10 protein-coding genes are annotated in these 13552 nt (G+C 61.3%); all 10 read right to left on the bottom strand.

What is annotated here, in order from left to right; all coding sequences use genetic code 11:
• Positions 1-18 precede the first annotated feature (18 nt).
• A complete protein-coding gene (gene deoC, locus L8V00_RS00530; protein ID WP_035002942.1) occupies positions 19-768 on the bottom strand; it encodes a deoxyribose-phosphate aldolase in 750 nt (249 codons plus the stop codon).
• The gene (locus tag L8V00_RS00525; RefSeq protein WP_035002941.1) at positions 765-1079 is read right to left on the bottom strand and encodes a DUF2516 family protein; all 315 of its coding nucleotides are present in this window, start codon (positions 1077-1079) and stop codon (positions 765-767) included. Before L8V00_RS00525 ends, deoC begins: the two co-directional genes overlap by 4 nt.
• A 5-nt stretch (positions 1080-1084) precedes the next feature.
• Positions 1085-2470 (bottom strand): DUF445 domain-containing protein, encoded by a 1386-nt coding sequence (locus L8V00_RS00520; protein ID WP_269943923.1) that lies wholly within the window; start codon positions 2468-2470, stop codon positions 1085-1087.
• A 499-nt stretch (positions 2471-2969) separates the two neighbouring features.
• Positions 2970-3290 carry a hypothetical protein gene (locus L8V00_RS00515; RefSeq protein ID WP_035002940.1) on the bottom strand — a complete coding sequence of 107 codons (321 nt, stop codon included), beginning with the start codon at positions 3288-3290 and terminating at the stop codon, positions 2970-2972.
• 40 nt (positions 3291-3330) lie between these two features.
• Positions 3331-4080 (bottom strand): succinate dehydrogenase/fumarate reductase iron-sulfur subunit, encoded by a 750-nt coding sequence (locus tag L8V00_RS00510; protein WP_034985210.1) that lies wholly within the window; start codon positions 4078-4080, stop codon positions 3331-3333.
• Positions 4080-6113, bottom strand: a complete 2034-nt coding sequence (locus L8V00_RS00505) for a fumarate reductase/succinate dehydrogenase flavoprotein subunit (RefSeq protein WP_035002939.1) — start codon at positions 6111-6113, stop codon at positions 4080-4082. The genes L8V00_RS00510 and L8V00_RS00505 overlap by 1 nt, the downstream gene beginning before the upstream one ends.
• A gap of 33 nt (positions 6114-6146) precedes the next feature.
• Positions 6147-6932, bottom strand: coding sequence for a succinate dehydrogenase cytochrome b subunit (locus tag L8V00_RS00500; protein WP_269943922.1), 786 nt, complete (start codon positions 6930-6932; stop codon positions 6147-6149).
• Positions 6933-7265: 333 nt separating this feature from the next.
• The gene (locus L8V00_RS00495; RefSeq protein ID WP_269943921.1) at positions 7266-9944 is read right to left on the bottom strand and encodes a glycoside hydrolase family 65 protein; all 2679 of its coding nucleotides are present in this window, start codon (positions 9942-9944) and stop codon (positions 7266-7268) included.
• Between the two features lie 144 nt (positions 9945-10088).
• Entirely contained in the window at positions 10089-10847 is a 759-nt protein-coding gene (locus tag L8V00_RS00490; protein ID WP_269943920.1) for an HAD family hydrolase, read from the bottom strand.
• 187 nt (positions 10848-11034) lie between these two features.
• Complete coding sequence (locus L8V00_RS00485; protein ID WP_269943919.1) at positions 11035-13230, bottom strand: malate synthase G; 2196 nt, start codon at positions 13228-13230, stop codon at positions 11035-11037.
• Positions 13231-13552 lie beyond the last annotated feature (322 nt).

The following is a 13552-nucleotide window of genomic DNA, read 5'->3' as shown; positions in this document are numbered from 1 at the left end:
GCAGGCCGCAAACCGGCTCTAGGCGCCCAGCACCTTCGCTGCCGCGGAAACCCCCAGGCGGGTAGCTCCCGCCTCAATCATCGCCAGGGCCGCCTCCCAATCGCGGATGCCACCCGAGGCCTTGATCCCCACCAGGCCCGCGGCAATGCGCTCATCCTCCCCCATGCCGAACGGCGCCAGCTTCCCCAGCTTGCGCAGCTCGTCGGCCATGATGCTCACAGCCTCCACGCTCGCCCCACCCGCCGGGTGGAAGCCCGTGGAGGTTTTTACGTAGTCGGCCCCCGCCTGCACACATGCGCGCACGGCAGTGCGCAGCTGCTCCTCGTCCAGCAGTGCGGACTCCACGATCACCTTCAGCACCAGCGGGTGCGGCACGGCCTCCCGCACGGTGATCAGCTCCGCCAGAAGCGCATTCTGATCCTTCGCCAGGGCCGCCGCCACGTCGATCACCACATCGATCTCTTCGGCGCCCAACTGCGCGGCATAACGCGCCTCGGTGGCCTTCACCAAGGAGGCGTGCTTGCCGCTAGGGAACCCGGCGACGGTGGCGATGCGCAGCGTGGCGTCAGTACCCAAAGAACCCGAAGGCGGCACCGAACCCAAAGGCAGCATCGAGGGCGACACGCACACCGCGCCGCACCCCAACTGGGTGGCCTCGCGAACCAGAGCCGCCACGTCATCGCGCGACGCTTCGGGCTTCAGCAGTGTGGCATCCAGGATGGCGGCAACGGCCTCGCGGGAGACCTTAGAACGGTCGAAGGAAGTCACCAGGAACCACCCGAGTTATCCAGCACGTCGCGGATCGCGGGGCGCACGTCCTGCCAGTAAATACCGACGATGACCGCCGCGATGATCCACAGCAATTCGATGGCGATGAAGAAACTCAGGATGGACAGCGCCACCGCACCGCCCATCAGCATCAACCAATTCTGCTTTTCACGATCGATCACCATAAAAGCGTCGTCGCGCGTACTAGCCAGCTGTGCCAGGCCGACGGCCGCCAGCACGAAAATAGCGACCGCCAGCGCCAAATTGATACCCATATATACGTTAGCCAACGTCGTAAAGACCATGTACATGCCACTCAGCCTAACGCAAAGATCAGCTCAGTCAGGGAGTAAATCGCCAGGCCAGCCAACGCGCCCACAATCGTGCCATTCACGCGGATGAACTGCAGGTCCTTGCCCACCATCAGCTCGATCTTGTCGGAAGCCTCCTGCGCGTCCCACCGCTCGACTGTCTCGCCGATGATGCCGGTGACCTCGCCCGCATAGTTATCGGCAAGGTAGCTGGCCGCCCCGACGATGCGCCGTTCAAGCTCTTCGCGCAGTTCTGGCTCTTCTTGGATACGACGCCCATACGCCTCCACCCATTGCGCAATCTGTCGGCGCAGCAGGGAATCTGGGTCACGGGACCAGGAGGTGAGTGTTGCGCGGGTGGACTCCCACAAGCGGCCGGGCATCGCGGTGACAGGCCCGGAGGTCATCACGTCGTTCTTGAAGCCCTCCACCCGGGTGATCATCTTTTCATCGTGCTGGAGGTCCTGCGAAAGCTGGTAGATGAACGAGCGCAGCTGGCGGCGGGCATCGTGGTTGGGGTCGCGGCGAACGTCGCCTGTGAATTCCACCAGCTCGCGGTACACGCGGGAGCCCACGAGCTCGCGGACAAAGCGGGGCGCCCAGGCCGGGGTGCGCTCGTCGATGAGTCGGACGACGAAGTCTTCGGAAGTACGGGCCTTGTCGTCCATCCAGATGACGATTGCGTCGACTGCGGGTTCAGTGCGGCCTTCCTCGATGAGTTGCTCCAGGCCGCGGCCCAGTGGCGGGCCCCAGGTGGGTTCACTGAGCTTGTCGATGACCAGGGCGCGGAGGACTTGCTCTGCTTCCTGGGGGTTGATGCCGTTGACTGTGAGGTCGATGATCTTGCCGACCTCTTGCGAGACTCGGTTGGCGCCGCCGTCGTTGACGACCCAATCGCTGGCGCGCTCCGGGATTCGCGCCTTGCGGAGCTTGTCGCTGATGAGGGCGGCATTGAGGAAGTTCTCTCCCACGAACTCGCTGAGCGCGTGGCCGACCTGGTCCTTCTTCCGCTTGATGATGGCCGTGTGCGGGATGGGAATGTGCAGCGGATGGCGGAACAGGGCGGTGACGGCGAACCAGTCGGCGAGGGCGCCGACCATGCCGGCTTCGCTGGCCGCGCGGATGTAGCCGATCCAGGCGCCTGGGTTGCCCTGGTATTCGAGCCAGCGCATGGCCACGTAGATGAGGGTCGCGATGACCAGCAGGCCGGTGGCTATGGCCTTGTGTTTGCGCAGTTCCGCCCGGCGGGTGGCCTCGGTGGCCGGGTCGGGCCCCGGGACCTGGGACAGCGGTGCCGGGGCGGCCTCCGGAGCCTGGTGGTGCTGCTGGGGTCGCCCGGTCTGCTGGTGTGCAGAGCGGCCTCGTGCGGCGGAGGTCTCATTAGCAGTCATTATTCAATTATGGCACCGGTGAGGCATCAAGAGAGTTTCGATCAGGCGCTTGCGGGGTTCGATTGGGGTGAGCGAGCGTTCAACTAAGTCCAACAAGCTGTCCAACAGCTATCCAACAAGCTAAATGTCGGAAAAGTTGCAAAACGTTATTGGGGATTATTTGCACTAACATAAAAGCGCTGGTCAGGAGGTTTTCAACCCTAGCCGCAAACAGTCGAGTAGAAAGAAATGCAACTTTTCCGACATTTTGCCCCCATCCCCACTCTCCAAGAGGAATCTTCGGCGCTTTACTGTGCAGACAAAGCACTATGCAGGCAAACCACGTGCAGACAAAGCACGTGCAGACAAAGCAAACCGCGCCACCGGAAGTGGTGGCGCGGTCTGCGCAATTGGAGGTGCTTTAGCTCTGGCTTCAGCTTCGGCTCAAGCCCAAGCTCTGACTCAAGCTCAAGCCCTGCCGTTAGCCCTAGCCTCAGCTGAAGCTATGACTAACCGCTAGCTAGATGATGCGGCCGGAACGGCTCTTGTAGTCGCGGTAGTTCTTGCGACCTGCGTGGATGCACGCAGAGCCAGCTACAACTGCAACAACGGCCATTACAACGCCGATAATCAGGTACGTCATGCCGTTTTCCTGAGTGCCGGACATGTTGGTAGCCAGACCGAACACGATGGTACCCAGACCCGGCATCAGCAGCAGCCAAAAGCCCATGCCGATCCAAGTGAGGGAGCGCTGCAGCGAAGAGTGCGGCGCATCAAAGCTGGACGGCTGGTAGCCATCAACGTAGTAACGCTCCATGTGCAGGTTCTCACTGAGTGCCATGGTTCTCTCCTACTTTCTGATACTTGTCTTGGAGTTGATCTTAGTCATCCTTGCCGCGGAAAGCGGCACGGGTGCGTTCCTTTGTGATAGCTGCCACAGCCGTCAGCGGGATACCCGCCGGGCAAACGTCAGCACACTCGCCGTACAGCGAGCAAGGACCGAAAGTACCCTCGACCTCATCAACCATCTTGCGGGCGCGCTTGCCGCGCTCCTCACGCCCCAGCGGGGACAGCGTCAGGTGCACCAGCTTTGCGCCGGTGAACAGGTGAGCTGCACCGTTCGGGCAAGCCGCGACACAGGCGCCACAGCCGATGCAGGCTGCGTGGTCCAGTGCCTTCTCGGCGTCGGAGTGGTTCACCAGCAGGGAGTCGGCATCCGGGGCGGTGCCGGCCATGACGGACACGAAGCCACCCTTTTCCATCACGCGGTCCAGTGCGGAACGGTCGACGACCATGTCCTTGATAACCGGGTAAGCAGCGGAACGCAGCGGCTCCAGCTTGATGGTGTCGCCATCGTTGAAGGAGACCAAGCGCTGCTGGCAGGCCGGCTTGTTCTGATCCGGTCCGTGGGGACGGTCGTTAACCATCAGGCCACAGGTACCGCAAATACCCTCGCGGCAGTCCGAGGCGAAGGCAAAGGGCTCCTTGCCCTCTTCAACGAACTTGTTGTTTACGTGGTCGAGCAGCTCCAAGATGGACATCTGCTCTGCAGCGTCGTCAACGTCAACAGACTCGAAGTGGCCTTCGGCATTCGGGCCCGCCTGACGCCAGATTTCAAGATGCAGTTTCATTACTTGTAATTCCTTGTCATCAGCGGGATACGGTCGAAGTACAGGGGCTCAGAGTGGCGGATGAACTTGTTCTCGCCATTCGGCTCCCAGGCGGAGACGAAGCACCAGTTGTCATCGTCACGCTCTGCCTCGCCGTCTTCGGACAGGTGGTCATCGCGGTAGTGGGCACCACAGGACTCGTCGCGGTCCAGTGCGTCCACGCACATCAGCTCGCCCAGATCCAGGTAGTCGGCAACGCGGGTTGCGTACTCCAGGGTCTGGTTCATTTCCTCGGTACCGCCCGGGATGTGGACGTTGGCCCAGAAGTCCTTGCGCAGGGCGCGGATCTTCTCGATGCCGTCCTTCATATCCTTCACGTTGCGGGACACGCCACAGGAGAAGTACAGGATCTCGCCCAGCTGGCGGTGGTAGTACTCCGGGCCGTGCGGGTTGTCGCCCTTGATGGTGGTCAGACGCTCGATGCGATCCTTGGCGCGCTGCAGGGCTTCCTGAGCAGCCGGAGAATCGGCGGCCGGGATTTCCTCGCCCAGGTGCGGCGCCAGGTAGTTCGGGATGGTGAACGGCAGAGTGAACCAGCCCTCCACGGAGGAGGACAGCAGGGAGTTAGCACCCAAGCGGTTCGCGCCGTGGTACATCCAGGAGGACTCACCGGAGCAGAACAGACCGTCGATGGACGTCATCTCGTTGAAGTCGGTCCACAGGCCACCCATGGTGTAGTGGCAGGTTGGGGCGATGCGCATCGGAGTCTCGTAAGCGGACTCGCCGATGGCCTCTTCGTACATCTGGATCAGGTTGGAGTAGCGCTCGCGGATCGTGTCCTTGCCCAGGCGCTGGATAGCGTCGCCCAGATCCAGGTACACGGAGTTCTTCATCGGGCCCACGCCGTAGCCAGCGTTAATCTGCTGAGCGTTGGCACGGGAAGCGATATCACGCGGAACCAGGTTGCCGAAGGCCGGGTAGCGGCGCTCCAGGAAGTAGTCGCGCTCGTCCTCCGGGATGTCGTTCGGCTTGCGGTCGTCGCCCTTCTTCTTCGGGGTCCAGATGCGGCCGTCGTTACGCAGCGACTCGGACATCAGGATCGTCTTGGACTGCCAGGTGGAGTTCACCGGCAGGCCCGTCGGGTGGAACTGCACGAAGGACGGGGACGCCATGTATGCACCCAGCTCGTAGGCACGCATGATGGCCGAGGCGTTGGAGTTCTTGGCCAGCGTGGACATGTGGTACACGTTGCCGTAACCGCCGGTGGCCAGCACGGTTGCGTGGCCAGTGTGAGCCTTTAGCTCGCCGGTCAGCAGGTTGCGCATGATCACGCCCTCACAGCGACCGTCGTTGACGATCAGGTCAACTAGGTCGTTGTGGGTGAAGATCTCCACGTGGCCGGCACCGATCTGGCGGTACAGCGCAGAGGTGGTGGCCAGCTGCAGCTGCTGGCCCGTTTGACCACGGGTGTAGTAGGTACGGGAGACCTGAACGCCACCGAAGGAACGGGTTGCCAGGGTGCCACCGTACTCGCGGGAGAACGGTGCGCCGACAGCGTTCATGTGGTCGATGACCTTCGGGGACTCCATAGCCAGGCGCCAGCAGTCGTTCTCGCGGCAGCGGTAGTCGCCACCCTTGACCGTGTCCTTGGCGTGCAGGTAGGTGGAGTCGTTATCCAGCTTCTTACCGCGGGAGGAGTTCACACCACCCTGCGCAGCAATGGAGTGCGCGCGGCGCGGGGAGTCGTGGTATGTGAACACCTTGACGTCGTATCCCAGCTCGCCAAGTGCGGCGGCTGCAGCGCCACCGGCCAGGCCGGTGCCGACGATGAGGATGCGGAACTTGTTGCGGTTCAGCGGAGACACCATTCCGAAGTGCTCCTTGGCGTACTGCCACTGCTTGTCCTGGCCGACTACGTGGGGTGCGTTGTCCTTCAGAACCTTTCCGACGGTCACGCCCTCAACGACGGATTCCGGCGCTGTGAACGCGGCGACGGCCTTGTCGTAGTCGAAGTCCGCGGTCTGATTGTGCGGGTGGTTAGTTACTTCGCTCATTTAACTCTCTTCTCCTTGTAACCAGACTCGCCGTTATTGCCCAGCCGGGACGAACGGGACCTGATCAACCAGCCCAAACATCACAGCCAGCGGGATGGAGATGTTGCCGATCATCACGATCGCGGGCAGCAGGTAAGCGATCCACAGCATGACCTTGCGGGTGCGGTGGCCGGTGATGCCCAGGTCCGAGGTGGCAGTCCAGATGCCGTGGGACAGGTGCATGAACAGGATCAGCATCGCCAGGATGTAGAAGATGGCTACAGCCGGGCGGTCGAAGGATGCAATCAGGTTCTGGTAGGCAGCGTGTGCGCCGTCGGTCGGGCCCTGGAAGTCCTCGGAGGCGACCGGCTTTACACCCATCGTCAGGTCCAGGATGTGGAAGATGATGAACAGCAGCAGCACGATGCCGGTGACGATCATGCTGCGGGCGGTAAAGGTGTTCCAGCTGCTAACCATGCCCTTGCGGCGGTAGCGGCCGCGGGACTGGTGGGCACGGCCGGTCAGCGCAAAGGCGCACCATACGTGCAGGATCAGGGACACCAGCAGCACGATACGAGCAACCCACAGGAAGGACTCGTGCGGCAGCAGCGGGTAACCGAACTCACGAAGGAAGTCGGCGTAGGTGTTGAAGGATTCGGCCCCCATGTAAACCTTCAGGTTTCCAACCATGTGAACCAGGACGAACAGTGCGAAGATGATGCCCGTGATGGCCATCGTCAGCTTCATCGCCCACGAAGGGAAGCCTGGCTTCTCGCGCAGGCTCGAAGTTCTCAGTTTTCCGTGAGCGATTGCCTCACGGTCGTCATATTTAACAGTCATGGCACCTCCAGTGTCATAGACACTGTATGTGCTTAAGCCCCCGTCGGACTACTTGTGTACCTGCATATTCCCGGTCTTACACCCCGTTATGGGGTATCGCATTTCCGCAATACAAACCTTGCAAAAATGCCCGTAACGGTACGACTGTACTGTTAGATTCCCCCTAAGAGGTCGTCGCCGCGCGGCGTCACACTGGTCACACGGCTTTCGGGGGTTACCCTGTTTCTTTCTTATTGACGCCACGCCCCAACCCCTTCACGCCCACCACCCACCTCACAGAGAATGCGGGGGTGTCGGCGCGCGCTGGCGGTGGGCGTCAGAAAATATATATTTTTATAGCTTTACCCAGTGATCTGGGGAACCATGCTTAGAAACGCCATCTGCATCCCGGGCAGCTTCGACCCCATCGGCTCCGTCGGCGCGATGTTCGCTGAGCAGCGTCGCTCCCTTCACAACGATGGGCTCGTGGCCGACGACGACCTCCTCGCCCATAACCCAGATTGGGCCGACCTTGCGGTCGCCTTCCTCCAGCACCAGCTCGACCTCGCCGGGGCGAACCTCCACGCGCAGGCGCTCGCCGTGCAGGGTGATGTGGTAGGTCAGGGACTCCCACTCGTCCGGCAGTCGCGGGTCGATGGTGAACTGCCCATAGAAATCGCGGAAACCGCCGAAGCCATTGGTCAGCGCCGTCCACGCACCACCGCACGAGGCGATGTGCACACCGTCGGAGGCGTTGTGGTGCAGGTCGCCCATGTCCACGAACAGACCGCGGTAGAAGAACTCCTCGGCCTTCTCCTTGTAGCCCAGCTCCGCGGCGATGATGGACTGCACGACGGCTGACAGGGTGGAGTCTCCCGTGGTCAGGATGTCGTAGTAGTCGTAGTCCGCGCGCTTGACCTCGGTGGAAAAGCGCTGCCCTTGCAGGAACAGAGCCAGCACGACGTCGGCCTGCTTCAAGATCTGATAGCGGTAGATCGTCAGCGGGTGGTAGTGCAGTAGCAGCGGGCGCTTCGGGCCGACCTCCGGATCGTCCAGGTCCCAGATGCGGCGGTGCAGGAACTGGTCGTCCTGGGGGTTGACCTTCAGCTCCTCGTTGTACGGGATGTACATGCACTCGGCGGCCTTGCGCCAGAGTTCAACCTCGGCCTGCGTGATGTGCTTGAGGTCCTGCAGGTTGCGGTATTCCTCCGGACGCTCCTTTTCCGTCTGGCTTACCACCGCAGCCGCGACCTCCAGGTTGTACTGAGCCATCACGTTTGTGTACAGGTTGTTGTTCACCACGGTCGTGTACTCGTCCGGGCCGGTCACAGAGTGGATCTCGAACTTGTCCTGCTTGCTGTTGAAGAAGCCGATGGACATCCAGAACCGGGCGGTCTCCACCAGCAGGCTAATGCCCTGCTGCAGCAAAAACTCCGTGTCACCGGTGGCATAAACGTACTTCATCAGCGCAAACGCGATGTCGGCATCGATATGATACTGCGCTGTACCCGCCGCGTAGTAGGCCGAGGATTCCTGGCCGTTGATAGTGCGCCACGGGAACAGGGCGCCATCGTGGGATAGCTCCAGTGCGCGCTTCTTGGCCGCAGGCAGCATGTCGTAGCGGAAGCGCAGGGCGTTGCGCGCCAGGTTGGGGTTGGTGTAGCAGAGGAACGGCATCACGTAGATTTCCGTGTCCCAGAAGTAGTGGCCGCCGTAGCCGGAGCCGGTCATACCCTTTGCTGGCACGCCGTTGGTCTCCGCGCGGGCGGAGGCCTGGATCAACTGGAAGATGTTCCAGCGCACCGCCTGCTGCAGCGCGGGCTGGCCGGCAATGCGCACGTCGGAACGCTCCCAGAAGCGGGCCAGCCACTCGGCCTGGTTATCCATCAGATTGCTAAAGCCCACCGACTTCGCGCGGTTGATGGTGCGGGCGCAGCGGAATGCGAGCTCCTGCGGGGCCACGTGGCGGGAGGAGTGATACGCCGTGAACTTCTCCAGGCGCATCTTCATCCCCTTCTTACCGTTCAGGTGGTACGTCACGCGGGCGACGTCCTCCTCCACCTCCGTGGAGACCTCCACACCGGTATCCACGCCCGTGTCCGTCTCATCCGAGGGGTTGTCGATGTCCAGGATGTGGTCCATGGAGACCGTCACGGTCATGCCCGAGTGATTGATCTGGTAGCCCAGCGTGGCGCGCTCCGGCTCCGTGCTGGACTGATACTTCGGGATGAACACGCGATCCTGGAACTGCTCGCCCTTGCGCGGGTCGAAACCCTCCTCGCCGGCCACGCGGGCGTTGTTATCTGGGAACTCTCCCTGGCCGTCCTCGCGGTTCAGTAGCTGGGAGGAGACCACGACGGCCGCCGGCGCGTCCAGCAGCTCGACCTCTAGGGACTGCAGCGCCAGGTGGCGTTCCTGGAAGCTCACCATGCGCTCGGAGGTCACGCGCACGTGCTTGCCGCCCGGAGTGCGCCAGACCAGGCTGCGGCGCAGCACGCCCTCGCGGAAGTCCAGGCTGCGGTTGTATTCCATGACCTCTGCATTGCCCAGGCGTAGCGGCTCGTCGTCGATGTACAGTCGCATGGCCTTCGCATCTGGTACCGAGACGATACTTTGGCCGGTCCGCGCCAGGCCATAGGCATCCTCTGCGTGCTCGATGTCCCAGGTCTCGTGCACGCCATTGATAAACGTTCCGTGAGTCTTGGAATCGCGCCCCTCTTCCGGGTTGCCACGCAGCCCCAGATAGCCATTGGACAGCGCGAAGAGAGTTTCGGAAACGCCCAGATCCATGTAGTTCGGGCGGGTCTCAATCAGCGCCCACTCATCGACCGGGTTGTTGTCACGATCCACGGACTCCAGCGGATTCACCGCGGTGTGCTTCATGTCGGCACGGAATCCCTCCGCACGCAAGTCACCGCCGTCAACCGGGCGCTTGTACCCCGGCTCCGCTCCCTCTCGGCGGGTTGCTAGGAAGTCCTTCAGCCGCTGGTCTTCCGGGCTGCGCTTGGTCTGTCGTTGCGCGTTGATTCCCATAGTGCTTCTGGTTTCTCCGTCTAGTTCTGTCTAGTTCCGTCTACTTCTTTATAGGCCTGCGTAAGTCTTTGCAGTTCTGTGCCGGTTGTTCGTCTAAAGGCTCAGCGTGTAAAAGTTCTGCGCGCTAGCCCCCGACCACGTGCTCTAACCCAGCAGGTCCGCCAGGTCGTTGACCACGATGTCCGCACCGTGTTCGTGCAACGCCTCCGCACCCGCCCCACGATCCACGCCGATGACCAGCCCGAACTTGCCCGCCTTACCGCTGGCCACGCCACTAGTGGCATCCTCCACCACCACTGCGTTTTCCGCACTGGCGCCGAGCTTCTTTGCGCCATACAGGTACGTATCTGGTGCGGGCTTACCTGGCAGGTTCTTTTCGGACGCCACCTTCCCATCCACAACAACCTCAAACCGATCGAGCAGCCCCGCCGCCTTAAGCACCGGGCGGGCGTTCTTCGAGGAGGAGACGATCGCGATCTGCGGAGCCTTCTCCCCCGCCGCGGCGCGATCCCGGATGGAATCCAGCAGCTGCACGGAGCCCTCATAGGCCTGCACGCCTTCTTCCACCAGCTTCAGGAAGTCCGCGTTCTTGCGGGCTCCCAGGCCGTGGATCGTATCCTGATCCGCGTTATCGTCCGCGTTGCCCTCTGGAACCTCAATGTCACGGCTGGCCAGCAGGGCAGCCACGCCCTCGTCGCGGCGGCGGCCGTCCAGGTAGTCGAAGTAATCCTGTTCGGTGTAGGGCTTAGCATCCTTGGCCTCCAGGAACGCACTGAACATCCGTGCCCACGCCTGGCGGTGGAGCTCTGCGGTCGGGGTGATCACACCGTCGAGGTCGAAAAGTACGGCGTCAAAATCAAAAAGAGAGCGAGCGGGCGGGTTGCCAAAGGTGGTGACGGACAAATCGGGCTCCTTCCGGGGCGCCTAGGTGCATATACATGTGCGTCCACCAGTCTAACCAGGGGGTCGGACAACTGTCCGTGCAAGGAAGTTGCGCGGAATTGGGCATAGGAAAACCGCCGGGTGAGGCGGGCTCACACCGGCGGTTAGATCCGTATCGCGCTAAGCGGCGCTAGCTGTACGCAAGGCCTTAGGCAATACCGTTCTTAGCCTTGAACTCCAAACGACGGGCGTGCAGAATCGGCTCAGTGTAACCAGCCGGCTGCTCCAGACCCTTAAACACCAGATCCTTCGCAGCCTGGAAAGCCACAGACTCATCAAAGTTCGGCGCCATGTTGCGGTAGTTCGCATCACCAGCGTTCTGCTCATCCACCTTCGCAGCCATACGCTGCAGAGACTCCAGAACCTGCTCCTCGGTCACCACACCGTGCTTCAACCAGTTAGCCAGGTGCTGGGAGTTAATACGGCAGGTAGCGCGATCCTCCATCAGGTCAATGTCGTGGATATCCGGGATCTTGGAGCAACCAACACCCTGCTCCACCCAGCGGACCACATAACCCAGGATGGACTGGGAGTTGTTATCAATCTCCTCGGCGATCTCCTCAGCAGACCAATCAGCAGACTCCGCCACCGGAACGGTCAGAATGTCACCCAGCGTCTCACGACGACCCTCAGTACGCAGCTTGTCCTGCACCTCGAAAACATCCACCTCGTGGTAGTGGGTTGCGTGCAGCGTCGCACCCGTCGGCGACGGAACCCACGCGGTAGACGCACCCTCCTTCGGCTGGCCAATCTTCTGCTCCAGCATGTCCGCCATCAGCTCAGTCTTGGCCCACATGCCCTTACCGATCTGCGACTTACCCGGCAGACCGTGTGCCAGACCAGCATCCACATTGTTGTCCTCGTAAGCCAGCTTCCACGGCGCGGTCTGCAAATCCGCCTTACGCACCATCGGACCAGCCAGCATGGAGGTGTGGATCTCATCACCAGTACGGTCCAGGAAGCCAGTGTTAATAAACGCCAGACGCTCCTTAACCTGCGCGATGCAAGCATCCAGGTTGGCGGTGGTGCGACGCTCCTCGTCCATCACACCAACCTTCAGGGTGAAACGCTCCAGACCCAGCAGATCCTCCACAGCACCGAACAGATCGTTGGTGAACGCAACCTCCTCCGGGCCGTGCTGCTTCGGCTTCACAATGTAGATCGAACCATTACGGGAGTTACGCAGCGGGTTGTTCTCATCCAGACCCGGGATCGCAGCAGCCGAAGTAATAACGGCATCCATGATGCCCTCGAAGATCTCCTCACCATTCTGATCCAGGATCGCCGGGTTCTGCATCAGGTGGCCAACGTTACGCACGAACAGCAGAGAACGGCCGTGCAAACGCAGCTCCTGACCATCACGGGAGGTAAACACACGATCCTCGTTGAGCTTACGAGTGAAGGTCTTGCCGCCCTTCTCCACTTCCTCGGTGAGGTTGCCGGTGTTCAGACCCAGCCAGTTGCGGTAGCCCAGGGTCTTGTCGGTTGCGTCGACAGCGGCGACGGAGTCCTCGAAGTCCATGATGGTGGAGATTGCGGACTCGAGGTTCAGGTCCTTCACGCCAGCCTTGTCGGTCTTGCCGATCGGGGACTCCGGGTCGATCTGAATGTCGATGTACAGCCCATTGTTGTACAGCAGAATGTCGGTCGGGTTGGCCTTGTCGCCGCCGAAGCCTGCGTAGACCTCCGGGTTGCGCAGGTGCACGTCGTTGCCGTCGATGGTGGCGGTCAGCTGGCCGGACTCAACGGCGTACTTGGTGACGTCCTTGTGGGAGCCGGACTCCAGCGGTACAACGCGGTCCAGGAACTCGCGACCCCACTCGATGACCTTGTCGCCGCGAACCTTGTTGTAGCCGGTGCCCTTCTCCTGGCCGTTGTCCTCAGAGATGGCGTCGGTGCCGTAGAGGGCATCGTACAGGGAACCCCAGCGGGCGTTCGCCGCGTTCAGCGCGAAGCGGGCGTTCAGGATCGGCACCACCAGCTGCGGGCCGCCGGTCGTGCCGACCTCCGGGTCGATGTTCTGGGTCGTAATCTCGAAGTCGCCTGGCTCGTCGACCAGGTAGCCGATCTCCTTCAGGAAAGCCTTGTACTCCTCCGGATCCTGAGCACCCTTGTGGTCTTCGTACCAGGCATCCATCTTCTTCTGCAGCTCGTCGCGAGTGTTCAGCAGCTCGCGGTTGCGCGGGGTGTACTCCTCGACGATCTTGCCGAAGCCATCCCAGAACTTCTCCTGCTCCTCGGCGGAATCCTTGCCGATGGCGGGAAGTACCTCAGTGTTAACAAAGTCGTAGAGAGTCTTGGCAACCTGAAGGCCGCCGGCAGTTACGCGCTCGGTCTGGGTCATAGTGACGTGGCTCCTCACATATCAATCGATTTACCTATTTAAAGGTCTCTATCCTCAAAGACTAGGTGAGTTCCCTCACGATCGGTATGAAGTTGGTCATAGATCGCATTTTTCCCACCCCCACCGACGGGGAATATCGGGCAAGGTTGTTCCTCTTTTTCTTTGTGACACCACGAACGATCCCGTGGCGCACCACACCTATAAGCGCAGCAAGAGAGCCACATCACGTTCACACGTTAAGGCCTCACTTAGAAATAGTGTGGAGAAAATCTTTACAAGATTCACAAAAAGAGGAGCCACCCCCACACAGAAATATCCCCCT

It is taken from the genome of Corynebacterium evansiae (assembly GCF_027570065.1).
In the GTDB taxonomy this organism is placed as follows: domain Bacteria; phylum Actinomycetota; class Actinomycetes; order Mycobacteriales; family Mycobacteriaceae; genus Corynebacterium; species Corynebacterium evansiae.
The sequence above is the reverse complement of the archived record's forward strand: the minus strand, read 5'-3'. Positions and strand labels throughout refer to the sequence as shown.